Origin of the sequence: Photobacterium rosenbergii, from assembly GCF_003026455.1 — a bacterium.
GTDB lineage: Bacteria > Pseudomonadota > Gammaproteobacteria > Enterobacterales > Vibrionaceae > Photobacterium > Photobacterium rosenbergii.
In genome coordinates this window covers 562,969-580,855 of sequence record NZ_PYMB01000002.1, presented here as the reverse complement: position 1 = coordinate 580,855, position 17,887 = coordinate 562,969, and the positions used below count along the sequence as shown (strand labels likewise).

Here is a 17,887-nt window from a genome sequence, read left to right as displayed (position 1 = left end):
GACTAGATACAAGTAAATTGATTCTTGTTAGCGATCTCACTGTCATTTTCATCCATACTTACTGTTTTAATACCCAATACAAATATGAGTATGAGTACACTAACTAAAATCTTTGCCTCTACCCTCTTTCTTCTAGTGGCCCTGACAGGATGCAGTGAAAATGAGATGCCTAAAGAAGGGGTAAAATACACGGTTGTTGAAACTCCAACTGAAGGCGTCGCCGATGTTGTAGAAGTTTTCTCTCTTGGCTGTGGCCACTGCCGAAATATGGAGTTGATGCTGCCGGAAATCAAAAAACTGGCAGAGGTGGATATCGACCAAGTTCATGTTACTTTCAACGAAAGCGCACAATATGCTGCCTACCTTTACTACACTGCGGCGGTTCAGAGTGATGGTAAGCCTTCACCTGAGCTGAAAGAGGCTCTGTTTGGCTTTGTGCAGGAACAAGCAGCCGATTTAGATGAAGAGGGCCGCAAAAACAAACTGGACGAAATCTTCAGCCAGTACGATATTGTCAGCCCATTCGACCTCAATGATGAGCAAAAAGAGCAAGTCTACCAGCAGATGACAAGCGCTAATCAACTCGAGCAAAATGCACAAATTACCTCGGTACCTTCTTTCCTAGTCAAAGGGAAATACCTGGTACAGAATGGAGCTCACGACAGTTTAGAAGATTTAGCTAACACTATTCGTTACTTATCAGAAAAACAGTAATACGCTTTTATTCAGGGCTGGTGATAATACCAGCCCTTTTATTCCCTTCTCCATCCCATCCAAAGTCCCACTCGATACTAGCTACAAATACACCGTGAAATCCTAGCAGTTATTTACACCGCAACATTAATATTTACCAGCAAGACTTCGCTTTACTATAGTTGCTATTATTTACACCCAACCACCAAAATGAATCATTACCCACAATAATAAACATAAGCAACGCGAATAAATAAGCCACCTCGATTTTGGTCAATCAAAAAACACCTCGTGATATACAAAGCATTATTTACACATTGCTTAATTACCCACCACACCCTGAATGTAAGCAAATATATTACAAAAGTAAAAAACCAAACAAATTCAACAGTATAAATAAAAACATTTCTAAAAATCAGCTTTAAGATTGTTTTACTATTACTACATGGAACTTAGTAATAAAAATATCAACGAGCACTAAGCCTGTGCTCTTTGCAAATACATACAGGAAATAAAAAATGAATAAAAAGCTAATTGCGCTAGCAGTAGCAGCGGTGGCAGCATCATCTTCAGTACACGCAGTTGAAGTATATAATGATGGAACGAATACTTTCTCGGTAGGTGGCCGCCTAGCATTAAGCGCAAAGTTTTCAGACGGTGACTCGAGCCTAAACAACCAATCTTCACGTATTAACTTTGGTTTTACTCACGCTCTGGAAAATGGCTGGGATATTGGTACTCGCGCAGAATGGGCTTATAACGCATTAGCGAACAACAACGACGATAACGTTATTAGAAACCGTTTGGGCTACATTTCGGCAGACAACGAAAAGTTCGGTAATTTCACCCTTGGTAAAGCATGGTCTGTACGTTACGACGTAACTGGTAAAACAGACCGTTTCTGGATCAACGGTGGTGATACGGCAGGTAACTATGACGGCATCTCTAGTGACGGTGGTGTTCACGGTTCTGGTCGTGCGGATGATGTTATCCAGTACCGAAATAACTTCAATGGCCTACAAGTTGGTCTTCAGTATCAGTTCCAAGATACTAACCTGCAACGAAATGATGCAGGTAATGTTATCGGTGGTTACGATCGTGACTACGGCTATCAGGCAATGGCCGGCTACGAGTTTGACCTTGGCGACGGTATTCTTAGCCTAAGCGGTGTATACGGCGAAACTAAATTCGACGATCGCGAAGATGCCCGTGTTGCCAACGCCGTAATCTCTTATGAGACAAGCGCTATCTATGTGGCAGCAAACTACGGTGAGTTCCGTAACCACCAAAGTAAAACCACCAATGCCGCATTCAACAAATCAGATTTCACCAGCAGCAGCGCTACCAGCAACGGTATGATCAAGTCAGCGACGGGTTACGAGCTATTTGCTTCTTATACGTTCGACCAGTTCCAGCTACTAGGTGGCTACAACCTGCTTGAAGATGATAACTCAAGCGCTAAATATGCCTATTCAACCATTGGTGCCGCTTACTTTGTCGGCCCAATGATTTTAGCCACTGAGTATAAGATTGATACAAGCAGCAAAACAAACACTGGCGCTGATGCCGATCTAGACAATGTGTTTGCTATTCTTGCCCGCTACAACTTCTAAGCATTTGCCCCTGCGGCACACAACATGAGTAAAGGCTGCAATGCCTTTACTCGTTCATTGTCTTTTTCATCAAATGATTTGATCTTTCTTTTTGGGGCACGATGGACGTGCCCCTTTTTTATTTTGCCCTTCTGTAAGCTCGAAATTGATTCATATCGCCTCATCTTTCCAAAGCAATATATAGCTTTTGTAAATAGCAAAAAATTCTAAAACTCAAAAGCTGGAAAAATAACTTTTTGCCGTGGCACTGCCGTTAACATCCTTATGCCAAGGCAGTGAAACGTCGCTTGTAAAAAACGTAAAAAAACAATCAACCAGACCATTAAAAACAATCACTTACCTCTAAATTTTTCTTTAAAACCTGCCTATTAAGAACATTTCACTATTACTACGGAACTTAGTATTAAAAAATAAAAACAAGCACTTACAAGGTGCGACACACCATTAAAATATTAGGATCTAAGAAATGAATAAAAAGGTAATTGCCCTAGCAGTGGCAGCAGCGGCAGCATCATCGTCTGTACATGCATTGGAAGTTTATAACGATGGCACTAACACTTTCTCTGTTGGTGGCCGTTTGGCAGCAAGTGCTCGTTTCTCTGATGGTGACTCTGAACTTCGTAACCAATCATCTCGTATCAACTTCGGCTATACCCATGCCCTAGAAAGCGGCTGGGATATCGGTACCCGTGCTGAGTGGGCATACGATGCACTAGCAAATAACTCTGAAGATAACCATATTTCAAACCGTCTTGGTTACATCACAGCGGACAACGAAAAATTTGGTAACTTCACCCTTGGTAAAGCTTGGTCTGTTCATTACGACGTAACCGGCAAAACTGATATCTTCTGGGTTTACGGTGGTGACACCGCTGGTAACTATGACGGTATTACTAGCGACGGTGGCGTACATGGTACAGGCCGTGCGGATGACGTAATCCAATACCGCAACAACTTCTACGGCGTTCAGGTTGGTCTTCAGTACCAATTCCAGGACTCTAACCTTTCCCGTGATGACCAAGGTGATGTTATCGGTGGTTACGACCGTGACTACGGCTACCAAGCGATGCTAGGTTATGACTTCGACACTGGAATGGGTATCGTGGGCGTGAGCGGTGTTTATGGCGAAACTAAGTTCGACGACCGAGCAGACGCAAAAGTGGCGAACGCCGTCATCACATACGAAAACGAATCTCTATACCTTGCTGCTAACTACGGCCAGTTCCGCAATCATCAGAATGCCTCTGGCAGCGTATTTAAAGATGCTACACCATCAAGTGGCAACGGCGATACAATCAAAGCAACAACAGGTCTAGAACTTGCTGCGACGTATGATATCAACCAGTTCCAGCTTCTAGCCGGCTATAACCAACTGGAAGATGACAACTCATCAGCTAAGCATGCATATGCGACGCTAGGTGTGGCTTATTTCACTGGCCCAGTCATTGTTGCAGCTGAGTACCAAATTGACGCAAGCAGCAAAAATGCCTTCGGCTCTGATGCTGGCCTAGACGACGAACTTGCTCTGCTAGTGCGTTACAACTTCTAAGGTACTAACTCGCTAATCTGTGTTCATTCTGTCGAATTCATTTGACACTTTTGGGGCACCTTTCGGTGCCCCCTTTTTTATTTCACATTAAAAGTGAAATACGTCTCCGGATAGGGCTCATCCGCTAAAGTGAAATGCCACCACTCTTCTTTTAGTGGCTTGAAACCATTTTTGAGCATGACACTTTGTAGCAACATCCTGTTTGCTCGCTGCTGGGCTGTACTTTTCGGTGAACTGGGCCATGAGGCTTTTCCGAAGTAATCCCACCCCGTCCCCATATCTAGCTCATCGCCACTAGCAAGATCAATCAAAGTCAGATCCACCGTACTCCCCCTCGAGTGACCAGATTTGGCAGCAATATACCCATCACGGAATAAATTCTTCTTCTCTACTGTTGGGTAGTATTTCTCTTTCATTCGCGTATCGGATAAATCTTCTGCCCAACGGACAAAATGGTCCACAGCCGGTTGCGGGCGGTAAGCATCAAACACTTTGAAGCCGAGTCCAAACTGTTTCAAATCACGCTGTGCATTGGCAAGCGCTTGGGCAGTCTCCTTGGTACTGATTGCCTTTGCCGCTTTGTAACCACTGATACGATCACCCACAAAGTTGTCACTACTGAAATAACGGATATCAACCACTATGGTTGGATCTACCTGCTGGATATCAACGAACCCTTCAGGTATTGATTTGGCAATCGAAGGGAAACTCAGTAGAGTCACAATAAACACGATGAAGCTATAGATAGGCATCCTTTGAGTCATAAACTTTCCTTGTGGCAATGTGAATGCGGTAAATAAACTGTAGTGCAACATACAAATTTGATGTAACGCCTATCCTGCTTACATGCTAGCCATCAAATTTTTGGCACTAAGTTGTTTTATAAATCAATATACTAGCGATAACTGACTTATACTACTTTTGCCGCTGTCGAGCGGTTTGATCACATTTCACCAAGGTTGTTTACAACCAATCCATCTATAAAATTCATTGCTACTACCAATTAGTTACAAAGCTTGATTATCGGCTTGTCAAGACTTGAAGATCTGTTGGGTTAGTGGTTTGATCTGCGCCTTGCTGATTTTCACCCTCCACGCTCAACTGGGTGAGTAAGCTATAAACATGGGTTGGATAACTCTGTTTCTAGCTAGCAGCAACACAACATGATAACAGTAAGGTGCATTCATAATGGCGAAATCCCCAACCGCTTCGGAAGTCTCTCAAGCCGTCGATATCGAGTACCAATCCACTTCAATGGAAATTTGGGACAGTAAGTATCGTTTGAAATCAAAGCACGGAGAAGCTATTGATGTCACGCTTGACGATACTTTCAAACGCGTTGCCCGCGCATTGGCAGATCTAGAAAACGATGACGCTAAAGATCATTGGTATAACGAATTCCTATGGGCACTCCGTAACGGGGCAATTCCAGCGGGTCGTATCACCTCAAACGCAGGTGCATTCGAACACAAGCCTGCCACTTCAACCATTAACTGTACCGTTTCTGGCACCATTGAAGATTCAATGGATGATATCCTGGGCAAAGTCCATGAAGCAGGCCTGACGCTAAAAGCCGGCTGTGGTATCGGTTATGACTTCTCGACCCTGCGCCCACGCGGTGCTTTTGTCTCTGGTGCAGGCGCATACACATCTGGCCCACTTTCTTTCATGGATATCTATGACAAGATGTGTTTTACCGTCTCTTCAGCCGGTGGCCGTCGCGGTGCGCAAATGGGTACTATGGATATCCGCCATCCGGATATCATCGACTTCATCCGCGCCAAGCGTGAAGACGGACGCCTTCGCCAGTTCAACCTGTCGCTGCTGATCACCGAAGACTTCATTGAGGCTGTTAAGAACGATACATCTTGGCAACTTATCTTCCCTATCACGGCGAAAGAAGCCAAACAGGATAAGCTGGACCTAGACAATGACGACAGCATTGTTTGGGCTGACTGGCCAACCAAAGAGAACCTGGTTGAGGATGCAGAAGGCCGCGTAGCATGTAAAATCTTCCGCACCTTGCCAGCGCGTAACCTATGGAATGTCATCATGACATCCACCTACGACTACGCCGAGCCGGGCTTTATCCTGATCGACAAAGTCAACCAGATGAACAACAACTGGTTCTGTGAGGAGATCCGCGCGACCAACCCATGTGGTGAGCAACCACTACCACCTTACGGTGCTTGCTTGCTGGGTTCGGTAAACCTGACCAAGTTTGTTCGCGAACCTTTCACCGACAACGCTCACTTCGACTGGGATGCTTACCGCAAGGTTGTGGCTATCTTTACCCGTATGCTGGATAACGTGGTAGAAATCAACCAGCTTCCACTTGAGAAGCAACGCCACGAAATTACCAGCAAGCGTCGTCATGGTATGGGCTTCTTGGGTCTTGGCTCTACCACCACTATGCTGAAGCACAAATACGGCAGCGCCGCTTCTGTTGCCTTTACCGAGCAAGTTGCTCAGGAAATGGCGATCACTGGTTGGAAAGAAGGCCTGAAGCTAGCCAAAGAAAAAGGCGTAGCGCCTGTGATGGACGAAGAGTTCGAAATCACAGCCAAGATGCTTCGCCTTCGCCCTGAAATGGCAAAAGACGGCATTAAAGTCGGTGACAAGGTGAAAGGTAAAGTCCTTCACGCCAAATACAGCCGCTACATGCAACAGGTTAGCGAAATTGAGCCTAAGTTGGTTGACGATCTTGCGAAACACGGTTGCCGCTTTACGCACCACAGCTCAATTGCACCAACAGGAACCATTTCCCTGTCTTTGGCTAACAACGCGAGTAACGGTATTGAACCAAGCTTTGCGCACCACTACACCCGCAACGTTATCGTCCCGGGTAAGAAGTCGAAAGAGAGTGTGGATGTTTACAGCTTCGAATTGCTAGCCTACCGCAAACTGGTTAACAAAAAGGCGATGCCTTACACCACTGATGAAGAGTGCCAGCTACCGGAATACTTTATTACTGCAGATGACATTACACCGAGCCAACATGTAGAAGTACAGGCAGCAGCCCAGCGCTGGATTGACTCGTCTATCTCGAAAACAGCCAACGTACCAACTGACTTCCCGTTCGAGGACTTCAAAGACATCTATATGGATGCCTACGACAAGGGCTTGAAAGGTTGTACGACTTTCCGTTTCAACCCAGAAGTGTTCCAAGGCGTATTGGTGAAAGAGAAAGATCTTGAAAACACCACCTATGTCTTCACCCTTGAAGATGGCTCAACGTTTGAAGCCAAGGGTAACGAAGAAATCGAGTATGATGGCGAAACACACACCGCCGCAAACCTTTATGATGCCTTGAAAGAAGGCTACTACGGTAAATTTTAAGGTATAGGTTAGAAAGACATGACAAAGAAAATCGACGGTAAGATTGTTGCCTTCAAAGTAAAGAGCCAAGAGCAAGAAGCGCCGCAGGCAGCACCTGCCCCCGCTGTTCCTGAATATGAAGTGCAGCACATGCATGAAGACATGCAGCGCCCAGAGAAACTGCTTGGGACGACCTACAAACTAAAGACACCTGAGCATATCTCGGAGCACTCGCTGTTCATCACGATTAATGATGTTGTGCTGAACGAAGGTACCGAGCATGAAGTTCGCCGTCCGTTTGAAGTCTTCATCAACTCCAAGAGCCTTGAGCACTTCCAGTGGATTGTTGCCCTAACCCGCATCATGTCTGCGGTATTCCGCAAAGGTGGCGACTGCACCTTCCTGGTTGAAGAGTTGCGCTCTGTCTTTGACCCTCGTGGTGGTTACTGGAACAAAGGTAAGTATGTCCCTTCCCTGATTGCAGAGATCGGTAACGTAATCGAACAACACCTGACTGAAATCGGTATGCTGGGTAAGCCAGAAGTTGATGAGCACCAGCAGGCGTTCCTTGACGCCAAAAAAGCTGAGCTTGAGGGTAAAAAAGAAGAAGTTGAGGAAGAGTCCAGCAGCTTCCCACCAAGCGCGACACTTTGCTACAAGTGCCATAACAAGTCGGTGATCGTCAAAGACGGTTGCCAGACCTGTTTGAACTGTGGTGACTCTAAGTGCGGTTAAACGCCTTCTTTAAATAATAATGGAAGCCGCCAACGGGCGGCTTTCTTATTCTTAGAATAAATAAATTGCCTAAATTCTAATTTGATTCTCTTAGTATTAATACAGGGTTCTAAACAATTAACCATTAATATTATGGTGATTAAATTATCTAAAAATTATTTATTGCATTTAATTTCAATTAGCTAACCAGACTGTAGTATTTTTTTATTCATGTAAAGATTTTAAGACCTTTTTGTATATCTATGCTTTTTACTCCACAACAATAAGAGTGAAAATCATGGCTATTTCATATAAAACCCTATCTAAAGTAGCCCTTGGGGTCGGTCTGGGATTGGCAGCTAATGCTTACGCAATATCACCACCAGCAGATCAACTACTCCCCCCGGCAAGGACAGCAAACCTTTTTGCACTAGAAGTTGACTGTGAATGTGTACTTGAGATCACACCTCAAAAAGTCATCACAAAAAAGATAACCGAACAGGACATCCTCGAAGTTCTCAATGAGTCAGGCGCTATGTTTGAAGACATTAGCTTTGACAATAAAGCAATTGTCGCGCTCCCTGATGGTTCCATTATCTTTGGTGTCGAAGCCTATCAACCCTATATTGGCGATGAAGACTTTTTGCTAAAGCATGATCATTACGGCGAACTGTCTATTCTCGTCACCTCCCAAGATGCTATGGATGTCAACGATAATGTTGCTCCTGATTTTGAAGGCTTGGTGATGGGTGTAGATGGCAAACTGTATGTTGGGGAAGATGGCAGCGATGATGTTCTGAAAGTCGATCCTGTCACTGGAGATGTCTATCGCTTCGTCAAAAAAGAAGCTTTCGAGGCGTTAGGTGACGGCTTTATTTTCGATATCCAGCCAGCCATTTCAGCCGATGAGCGGTATATCTACCTAGCCTCAGATGATACACCTAATGTTGTCTATCGCATCCCATATGTATATGGCGCAGGCACACCGGAAATACACGCCAAAGGTCCGGGCGTAAACCCACATGAACTATCCAAAGACAACACCTTATACATCGTCAATAATAAGAAAAATCCCCCCCTTTCATATGAAAGATATTACCCCGGCAATTACTATGCTCCATTTAAGCCGGCAAATATTGACGGTACGTTTACGCTGACGTTTGTAGAAGATACTTATTATGAGCCAGAACAAATCACAACAGACCCAATTCCTTGGGATGCTTCCCCGTACCTTGTTGCCAGCATTATCAAACAAGCGCTTTATGAACCGGTAAAAATTATGGGGCGCGGTACTATCGGTACACCATGGACATTTAATGATCCTGAAGGATACCGACTAGAAAGCGTCAATTCTTATGGACTTCAATATGCCGTGGCCGAACTTTCGAAAGAACAAGAACCTGATGATGATTCCTCACCTAAAGAAGCAGTTGAAGGACAAAACCACATAGAAGCACTGGGTACAGATGCTTATTATGGAAGAATTGAGCTTCAGGTAAATGTACAAGTGATAAGCGGTAGCAGTACAGATATAGGTGACTCCGAAGTAAATATCGGTTACCTCAATATAAAAGTGGGTGATAGCCCTGAAACCGTAAAAGATAAACTGGTTAAAAAGACTCACCTTGGCGAAGGTGATGTTCAGGTCAAAGGCACAGGAACGATTAAATCCCCTTGGATATTTATATTCGGTGGCGATTACAAATATAAAGAAGTCGAATTTAATATTCTTAACGATAACTACGACAAAATTAAGCCAGAAGAGATCTTAACCGGCACACTCAAAGATGCGAGGGCCTTTGATGATCCCGATGGTTTCATGACACGACGAGACAATGGTGACATTACCCTCGCTGACGATGCTGGTGCCCACTTTATCTATAACATCGATAAAAATGGCTACGTCTCAACCCTCATCACGGAATGGGAACTCGTTGTGGCGAATAAAGGCCGTGTCGATATGGAAGGTGGATTAGCTTACGACCAGGACGGAAACCTGTTTGCCAGTAACCATAACTCTTTTGATGGTGACGGTGAACAAGGCGGCAATGTCTTCAAGATCACCCCTTATGGCTACATCTCTATTTGGATCGATGCCGAAGACATCACTGCTGTCACATATGGGGAAGAAAACGATGTTGAAATCGAAGGCATCGCTTTTGAGCATGGTATCAAAAACAATGGTGAACCAGAGTACCCATACCACCTATAACCGACATCACCGTGTTGTCTGTAACTCGCCTGTTGTGGCTTAAAATGGTGATTAATATGAAAGCGACCATAAATGGTCGCTTTCCTTTTCTCATGGTACCCAGCCTCTACAACACCCAATCTCCTCCAAGCGCTTTATAGAGGCTCACTGTCACTTGCGCCGTTTGTAGCTTTGCGACCACTTGCCTATCACGCATTGCGTTCAATTGACGCTGTGCATCTAGCACCGAAAGGCTATCGGTCAGGCCTGCATCGTAAAGTGACTTCGCTTTATCAACCGCCTTTTGCGTCGACTGTGTTGCTTTGTCTACTTTGAGCTGGCTTTGCTGGCTTCTGCCGTAGGCAAATAACAAAGAGTCGACTTCTTTGAACGCGCTCTCTACCGTATTTTGGTAACTCAGCGCAGCCGACTTAAACCTTGCTTCATTAAAGGCTACCATGGCATCACCTCGTCCAGCATCAAATACATTCCAATGCACTCCTGCACTGCCTACCCAGCCAAATGAATCTCCATTGAACAGTTCACTGAAGTTACCTGCAGACAATCCAGGCATACCCGTAAGAAAGAACTTGGGATATTGGTCTGCAACGGCTGCCCCCACCTCTTCATTGAGTGCTGCCATCTCACGCTCTGCAAAAGCAATATCGAACCGCCTCGTCAGCAAATCGGAAGGCAGCCCTGTTGGAATAATCCCGTTGATTTCCGGCAGTTCAGTAACTTCAAACAAACGTTCATCAATCTCTTTCAATGAAAGGGAAAGCAAAATCGACAAGCGGTGTTTGTGTACCTGCTCGGTGACCTCCAATTGAGGTAACATTGATTCTGTAGCCGCCAGCATCGCTTCAGCCTGAGCGTGGTCTAGCTCAGAACCGAAACCACTGCGCACGACCTTATCAATCAAATGCAAGATCTTGTTTTGATCAGAAATCGATTCGAGAAGGACTTGTTTTCGAGCTTGAGCACCACGTAATTGCAAATAGTTATGAACCACATCTGCGGTGATAAGGGTATACAAGCCCTTTTGGTAAATAACCGACTGCTCAGCGCGAATTTCAGCCGCCTCTGTTTGATGGTCAATACGACCAAACAGATCGACTTCCCAGCCAATACTGGCCCCCAGCATGACTCCATTTTGCTGGTTATCCGCAATCGACAGGCTACTACCTAACATTGGCTGTAAATTTGCGGGTACCGAAATAGGCGACACCAAATCTCCCGCCAAGGGGGTGTTCTCGCTAATTTGGTAATGATAGTACCCCGCGCCAAGGCTCACTGTCGGTAACTTATAAGACTCTACAATCTTGTGGTAGTTTTGCGCCATTTGGATTCGTTCCGACGCCATTTTCAACGAGATATTCTGTTGCTGGGCATCAGACACAAGTTGATTTAGAACCGGATCGCCAAAGCTCTGCCACCAGTGGCTATTTTCACTTTGTTTCGTAGTGCTTTGCGCATAAAGGTACGTTTCATCCAATACCATACTTGGCACTTGGTAATCAGGACCAACAGCGCAGCCCGACAATGCAAGAAGAATAGCGGCCGACAATGTCTTACGCATTTTCATCACTGACCTCCAGCTTATCGTCTAATTGAGCATTATCTAGAGGTTCATCCTTAAACAATATTCGATACATGGCCGGCATCAGGATCAAAGAAAGTACTGTCGCCAATACCAAGCCACCAATAATGGTTGCCGCCATTGGTGAGAACAAGGTATCGGTCAATAACGGGATCATACCTAGCACTGTCGTCAAAGCGCCCATCGAAATGGCCATGGTCCTGTTAAGTGTCGAATCAATGATTGCCTCATCAAGAGACTTGCCTTGGGATCTCTCCAATTCAATTTGATCCATCAAAACAATACCGTTTTTAATGATCATGCCGCTCAGTGAAATCGCACCAATTAATGCTGTAAACCCATAGGCTTCATCAAAAACGATCAAACTCAGTGCTGAGCCGGTTGCAGCCAGTGGAATCGTCGCGAAAATTATCATTGGCTGCTTAAAACCATTAAACATCGCCACTATGATGACAACCATGACAAACAGGGCTTTGGGTAGCTGGTTAAATATATCGGTGACAGATTTGTGCTCATCGTAAAATTCCCCGCCCCACTCGAAGAAGTAGCCTGGTGGTAATTCAATTCCTTCAATTTGTGCTGCAATCTCTTTACGTACGTCAGATGGCGTTCTACCTGATACCACACCCGCTTGAGCAGTTATCGTCTTCAGGCGGTTGCGTCGCCAAACCATGCTCTCTTCATGGCTGACTTCAAATCCATCAACCACCTGTCCAAGCGGCACACTGTGCGCCCCGAGCAGCGAGCGGACCGGCAAGCTCTCAAGATAGGAAAGGTTACGCTCCTCACCCCGTAAGAAAATCGGGATCCCCTCATCGCCTATATGCATTTGGCCCAACGGTGTCCCCACCGATGCCCGCGATAAGGCAAAAGCAATATCCATATGGGTGATCCCCGCTTCTCGCGCCCGCTCCTGATTGATCACAGGTTTGATCACCTTGCTTCGCTGCCGCCAGTCGTCACGAACATATTTGATACTCGGGTTTTGCTTAAAGATCGCTTTTGCTTGATTGGCTAATTCATGTAGGACTTTTGGGTCCGGCCCCGAAAAACGCGCTTCAATACTGTACTTATCTTGGGTAGCCATTTTCAGGTTACGGAACCTTGGCTCAGCTTGGGGAAACTCAGCCTTCATCCAGCGATCCCCTTTGTCAATCAGACGATCGACCGCTTCATAGTCAGTCGTATTGATAACGATCTGCCCATAAGCAGCGTCTTGCGGCTCTGGTTCTATCGTCATAGAAAAACGAGGAGCACTTTCGCCAACAAACGTTGCCGTACTCTCAACTTCTTCTTGTTCAGACAACCAAGCTTCGATGATCTTCATATCAGCAGCGGTTTGTTCAATCCGGCTTCCGTTTGGTAGCCAGTAATCAAGAAAGACCAAAGAACGATCAGACAATGGCATAAAGTTCATTTGCACGTTCGGGATCAATAACACTGCAGCGACAATGACGGGAACAACACCGGATAACACCTTCCAAGGGTTTTCCACCGCAAATGTCACTACTTGTTTATACGCGACAGCTTCTTTCTTCCCCTGCTTGTGATCTGGATAAATAAGGAACCAGCACAGCAACGGCGTTATCAGCATGGCAACAAACCAAGAGAACAGCAGTGAAGCCGCCATCACCTGGAACAATGAGAGGGTAAATTCTGCCATATCCGTTTTTGAAAACAGGATCGGACTCGACCCCATAATGGCGATAACCGTGGCGCCTAACAAAGGGATAGCGGTTTCCTTTACAGAACTGATCGCCGCTTCATTCCGCCCAATCCCTTTTATTACCTTGGCTTTGAACATATCGGTGATAACGATAGCGTTATCCACCAGCATGCCCAGCGCAATAATAAACGCCCCTAACGACACCCGTTGCAGGCCAATGTCATAGGCATACATGAAAATGAAGGTAAACAGGATGGTCAAAAATAAGCTTGTACCGACAATAAAGGCACTTTTAAAGCCCATAAACAGCCATAACACCACAACAACGATCAGAATGCTTTCGCCAAGGTTGACCAAGAAGTTCTTAATAGATAAATCGACTTCTTCAGGCTGAAAAGCCACTGTGCCGATCTTCACTCCCAACGGTAATTCCTTGGCAAACTGATCGACAACCTCGTTGATACTGTCTCCCATCGCAATCACATTACTACCTTCGACAATACTGACTGCAACTGTCACTGCATCTACGCCGTTGAAGCGGTTCATCGTGGTAGCGGGATCTTGGTACTCCATAGTGATGTCAGCGATATCTCCCAGACGCAGCATGCCAGTACCGACGCTACTGAATCCGCCTTTTATCAATACATTCTCGACATCATAGAGGGTTTGGAACTGGCTGCTTTGATCAATACGGATCCTCTCTTCACCAGCGGCAAAGCTACCGGCATAGAAGGTTTCACTCTGGCTATTAATTTGATCCCAAACCTGAATCGCTGATAGTCCATATTGGGCCAATCGCTCAGCAGGTAAATCAATATAGACCGCGCGGTTTTGGACGCCGTGTGGCACCACCTTTTTCACGCCTTGTACTTGCTTGATCCGGCGCTGCAAGTCTTTAGCGTATTCCCGAAGCTCATAGGGCTCTGCATCGTCGCCATAGATGCTAAACAGCATGCCGTAGACTTCAGAAAACTCATCGCGTACCAATCTGATCTGAGCCGTTGCAGGCAGCTCAAGGCTGAGATCGTTTACCTTACGTCGCAGCAAATCCCACTCTTGCGGCAAGGCCTTGGTATTGGTTGATTCTTGGAGATCAACAAACACCATGGACATACCTGGCCGAGATAAGGAACGTACCCGGTTTAACGTAGCCATTTCCTGAAGGCGGGTCTCCACGATATCTGTAACTTGCTCCTCAACTTCTTTCGCAGATGCCCCAGGATAAGCCACCAGCACCAGCGCTGTTTTGACAGTAAATGTCGGGTCTTCCAACTTGCCCAATCTCGGGTAAGACAGAAAACCGCCAATGATGCTAACCACGACAAAAAACATCACAAAGGTACGTTGTCGCAATGCAAATTCTGCTAAATTCACCGCCGTTACCCCTCTTTGCTACGCAGGCGAATATCACCAACGGTATCGCCCGGTTGCAAGTAACTTCCACCCGCAACGACAATCAAATCTTCTGAATTCAGCCGTCCCTGAACGCACATCTTACTGTCTTGGAAAGTATCAACTTGCACTCCGACAGATTGCACTGTGTTATTTTCACCAGTGCCATAATGATCAACTTTGAAAACATAATGCTCACCCTCTTCACCCAGCACCGCTGAATATGGCAGGCAAAAAACATCACTCTGACCTGCCAGAGAAGTCGTCAGCGTGACACTTTTCCCCGGTAGAACCCGAGCCTCAGCCACAGCCTCGGTATCAACTTGGTAGGTCACGGCATAGGTCTGTTTGATTGGATCCGGTAATGTTTCAATTTCAATCAGTTCTGCAGGCAATGTGCGTTCAGCCTGATACCATGAGATCGAAGCCAATGTGGAAATAGTGTCAGAGAATTGGTCAATGAGGTTTTCTGGTACATCAATCTCTACATTAAGCAGTTGCGGTTTATGCAGCGTGAAAACCGATAAACCGGGAGAAACTTGCTCAAAGGCTTCAAAATTATTTCGGGCAATAACTCCCTCAAACGGGGCTTTAAGCTCGGTATAGGAGAGTGCGTCTTTGGCTCTTTGCAGGTTTTGGCTCACCACCTCAACCATGGCCTTGGCACGCTCATAACCACTTTGTGCCCTATCCAAGCTAACACTAGAGACAGCATCGTCTTTGACCGCTTGTTTGACCCGCTTGAGTTCAATCTTGGCTAATTTATACGACGCTTTTGCTTCATCAAGGCGCGCCTCCAGTTCACGGATAGACACTTGGTAATCATGGGGATCCAAACGGGCAACCACTTGCCCTTTTTTGACTGAATCCCCAGGTTTAACAAGTAACTCGTGGATCAGACCCGGAACGCGAAAGGCAATGGCGGCCGTTTCTGATGATTTGAGCTTACCCGTAAACTGGTGGCGCTTTATTTTTTGACTGTCAGCCAAACGAATGACATTGACGGGTTGTTTAATCGTATGGGTTGGTTCTAAAGGTGATTGATTATCACAACCGGTAAGGGCCAAGCCTGAAGCTATTGCCATCATCGGAATCAAGTGAAGTGTCGGTTTCATAATGTGACCCTCAAAAATGTGAAGGTCATTTTATATAGCTAGCTATATGAGATAATCCGTCGTTTCGGGAAATCTATGTTGCACATTTCCGGACAATCATGAAATTTTAGGGACTTCCTCAACCAAATATTCAATTAACAATCTTGTGGCTCGGCTGATCCCTTTGGTTTCCGGATAAAGTAACCAGACCTTTTCACTATTAAATGGATTTTCAAAGTCATTGAGCAGTGAAATAAGCTCGTTATCTTTCAATTCAGCATTAATAAATAATTTCGGTAAGAACGCCAACCCGCGTCCATTGAGAGCAGCACGCTTAATCAACCCAATACTGTTGCTGGTCAGCTTCCCTCTTACCATGACCTCTTCTCCTGCTATCGGCCAGCAATTAACAACCTGTCCATTTGGCCATCGAAAACAAATACAGCTGTGATCGGAGAGATCGTGGGGTTGCTGCGGCCTGCCATGTTTTTCAATGTAATCAGGCGAAGCGACAATCCTGCCATTAAGCCCGGTAATTTCCCTTGCCACCAAGTTCGAGTCTATGACCTCGCCAGCATGAAAGGCCAGATCCAGATCTTGTTGATAGGTATCAATAAACCCGTTGTTGATACTGCGAATATCCAGTTCTATTTCGGGGTATTTATCGAGAAATAAAAATAATAGAGGCGAAATAGCCTCATCGGTTTCAGGCAATAACCCAATTTTAATTCTTCCTTTCGGTACATCTGAAATTGAATCCGTAGCCAACCGTGCCCTATTTAAGGTTTCAAGCGCCTTGACCACCTCTTCATAATACTTTTTCCCATATTGGGTTAACGATATTTGCCGGGTAGTACGAAAGAACAATTTCAGATTCAATTCTTCCTCTAGCTTGCTTATCCGCCTGCTCACGTTGCTTCTTGGTAATTCCAACGCATTGGCTGCAGCAGTGAATCCACCCAAGCGAACAATGGTGGTAAATAATTCAAGATCTTCAACTTTCATATTACTTCTCTTGGCAAATATACCGGCCAGGCCTAATTGGATTGAGTTAGGCTTTTTGCAGGCAGCAAACACTCTCGGATGCAATGATGGGCAACCCAGATCACCATAACGGTCAGTGCTACTGCGACAAATATTGAACTGAAACGGTACAAAATGGAGAAAAACGCATCTTGTTGCTCAGGGACCAAAGAGGTCGTCATCGGCACAGTCAACGCAGACATTGCCGAGAACCCAATGGCAGATTTGATTTGACCTTTGGTCTGCCAGTGACAAAACCACCCCATTGCTATGGTCAGTGCCAACCAGAGCAATACCCCATTCCCAAACCATTTACCCAGAATGAGCTGGACCATGGCACCGGCAAGGCAACCAAGCCCAGTGCCGATAATCCGGATCTTTGCTACACCCATCGAACCTGCCAACGTCATGGGTGTGAGAAGGATAATGATGGAAGCCAGTGCCGACAGCGAGTCGTAGAGATTTGCCACTTGGAACACGAAAAAAGCAGCCATGGCAACTACCCAGCCCAAGGCGACCTGCGCGATATAATCAATGTCCTTTTTTACCGGTGTCGATACTTGATTATCCACGCACTGTGAGGTTCTTTCTGGGAACAACCAATATGCAAAAGCACATACACCAATATTCACAACCGTCGTTACCCATAGGTTAATATTAAAGTCTTCTATATCGATAAAATCGTAACTAGCAAAACTCAATACAATCGAACCAACAAATAACCCAATAAACCCGAACAGATACGTCGATGGCTTCATCATCGCAATACAGTTAACCAGCATCATTAACCCCACGGCCACGCTCAAGATGACAGGATGAAACTGGAACATCTGCACCAAAATAGTAGCCAAGGTGGTTGTCCACACCACAGAAACCAGTACTAAGATGTTGGCTGCCAGACTAAATCGTTCCATTTTGCCAAGAATAAACAGCGGCAGCATGATGGCGAAGAATCCATAGGACCAATCAAACACCATGCTAAGGGCCAGCCCCATTGAGCAACCGAACCAAATACGTAAGGTTTTCATCAACTT

Annotated in this window: 12 protein-coding genes; 6 read left to right on the top strand and 6 right to left on the bottom strand. The window is 45.6% G+C overall.

What is annotated here, in order from left to right:
• Positions 1-90 precede the first annotated feature (90 nt).
• The 3 genes from C9J01_RS09630 (at position 91) to C9J01_RS09620 (ending at position 3,855) form a co-directional block, all read left to right on the top strand.
• Positions 91-714 carry a thioredoxin domain-containing protein gene (locus C9J01_RS09630; protein ID WP_107297909.1) on the top strand — a complete coding sequence of 208 codons (624 nt, stop codon included), beginning with the start codon at positions 91-93 and terminating at the stop codon, positions 712-714.
• 497 nt (positions 715-1,211) lie between these two features.
• Entirely contained in the window at positions 1,212-2,306 is a 1,095-nt protein-coding gene (locus tag C9J01_RS09625) for a porin (protein WP_107297908.1), read from the top strand.
• Positions 2,307-2,772: 466 nt separating this feature from the next.
• On the top strand, positions 2,773-3,855 hold the full coding sequence (locus tag C9J01_RS09620) for a porin (RefSeq protein ID WP_107297907.1): 1,083 nt from the start codon (positions 2,773-2,775) through the stop codon (positions 3,853-3,855).
• Between the two features lie 77 nt (positions 3,856-3,932).
• Here the strand turns inward: C9J01_RS09620 and C9J01_RS09615 are convergent, their stop codons facing one another.
• Positions 3,933-4,619: a M15 family metallopeptidase gene (locus tag C9J01_RS09615; protein ID WP_107297906.1), complete on the bottom strand. Its 687-nt coding sequence runs from the start codon at positions 4,617-4,619 to the stop codon at positions 3,933-3,935.
• A gap of 424 nt (positions 4,620-5,043) precedes the next feature.
• Here C9J01_RS09615 and C9J01_RS09610 point away from each other — a divergent pair, with 424 nt between their 5' ends.
• From C9J01_RS09610 to C9J01_RS09600, 3 genes are all read left to right on the top strand, one after another.
• On the top strand, positions 5,044-7,194 hold the full coding sequence (locus C9J01_RS09610; protein ID WP_107297905.1) for an adenosylcobalamin-dependent ribonucleoside-diphosphate reductase: 2,151 nt from the start codon (positions 5,044-5,046) through the stop codon (positions 7,192-7,194).
• An 18-nt stretch (positions 7,195-7,212) separates the two neighbouring features.
• Positions 7,213-7,908: a TSCPD domain-containing protein gene (locus tag C9J01_RS09605; protein ID WP_107297904.1), complete on the top strand. Its 696-nt coding sequence runs from the start codon at positions 7,213-7,215 to the stop codon at positions 7,906-7,908.
• A 277-nt stretch (positions 7,909-8,185) separates the two neighbouring features.
• The gene (locus tag C9J01_RS09600; RefSeq protein ID WP_107297903.1) at positions 8,186-10,099 is read left to right on the top strand and encodes a hypothetical protein; all 1,914 of its coding nucleotides are present in this window, start codon (positions 8,186-8,188) and stop codon (positions 10,097-10,099) included.
• Positions 10,100-10,205: 106 nt separating this feature from the next.
• Here the strand turns inward: C9J01_RS09600 and C9J01_RS09595 are convergent, their stop codons facing one another.
• From C9J01_RS09595 to C9J01_RS09575, 5 genes are all read right to left on the bottom strand, one after another.
• A complete protein-coding gene (locus tag C9J01_RS09595; protein ID WP_107297902.1) occupies positions 10,206-11,663 on the bottom strand; it encodes an efflux transporter outer membrane subunit in 1,458 nt (485 codons plus the stop codon).
• A complete protein-coding gene (locus C9J01_RS09590) occupies positions 11,650-14,718 on the bottom strand; it encodes an efflux RND transporter permease subunit (RefSeq protein ID WP_107297901.1) in 3,069 nt (1,022 codons plus the stop codon). The genes C9J01_RS09595 and C9J01_RS09590 overlap by 14 nt, the downstream gene beginning before the upstream one ends.
• A 5-nt stretch (positions 14,719-14,723) precedes the next feature.
• Positions 14,724-15,851 (bottom strand): efflux RND transporter periplasmic adaptor subunit, encoded by a 1,128-nt coding sequence (locus C9J01_RS09585; RefSeq protein ID WP_237156922.1) that lies wholly within the window; start codon positions 15,849-15,851, stop codon positions 14,724-14,726.
• Between the two features lie 96 nt (positions 15,852-15,947).
• Positions 15,948-16,835, bottom strand: a complete 888-nt coding sequence (locus tag C9J01_RS09580; protein ID WP_107297900.1) for a LysR family transcriptional regulator — start codon at positions 16,833-16,835, stop codon at positions 15,948-15,950.
• Between the two features lie 32 nt (positions 16,836-16,867).
• The gene (locus C9J01_RS09575; protein WP_107297899.1) at positions 16,868-17,881 is read right to left on the bottom strand and encodes a DUF2955 domain-containing protein; all 1,014 of its coding nucleotides are present in this window, start codon (positions 17,879-17,881) and stop codon (positions 16,868-16,870) included.
• Between the last annotated feature and the right edge of the window lie 6 nt (positions 17,882-17,887).

Coding starts and splice junctions, on each gene's coding strand:
- C9J01_RS09630 (WP_107297909.1), top strand. CDS start 91: ATGAGTACACTAACTAAAATCTTTGCCTCTACCCTCTTTCTTCTAGTG.
- C9J01_RS09575 (WP_107297899.1), bottom strand. CDS start 17,881: ATGAAAACCTTACGTATTTGGTTCGGTTGCTCAATGGGGCTGGCCCTT.
- C9J01_RS09585 (WP_237156922.1), bottom strand. CDS start 15,851: ATGAAACCGACACTTCACTTGATTCCGATGATGGCAATAGCTTCAGGC.
- C9J01_RS09615 (WP_107297906.1), bottom strand. CDS start 4,619: ATGACTCAAAGGATGCCTATCTATAGCTTCATCGTGTTTATTGTGACT.
- C9J01_RS09605 (WP_107297904.1), top strand. CDS start 7,213: ATGACAAAGAAAATCGACGGTAAGATTGTTGCCTTCAAAGTAAAGAGC.
- C9J01_RS09600 (WP_107297903.1), top strand. CDS start 8,186: ATGGCTATTTCATATAAAACCCTATCTAAAGTAGCCCTTGGGGTCGGT.
- C9J01_RS09595 (WP_107297902.1), bottom strand. CDS start 11,663: ATGAAAATGCGTAAGACATTGTCGGCCGCTATTCTTCTTGCATTGTCG.
- C9J01_RS09625 (WP_107297908.1), top strand. CDS start 1,212: ATGAATAAAAAGCTAATTGCGCTAGCAGTAGCAGCGGTGGCAGCATCA.
- C9J01_RS09580 (WP_107297900.1), bottom strand. CDS start 16,835: ATGAAAGTTGAAGATCTTGAATTATTTACCACCATTGTTCGCTTGGGT.
- C9J01_RS09610 (WP_107297905.1), top strand. CDS start 5,044: ATGGCGAAATCCCCAACCGCTTCGGAAGTCTCTCAAGCCGTCGATATC.
- C9J01_RS09620 (WP_107297907.1), top strand. CDS start 2,773: ATGAATAAAAAGGTAATTGCCCTAGCAGTGGCAGCAGCGGCAGCATCA.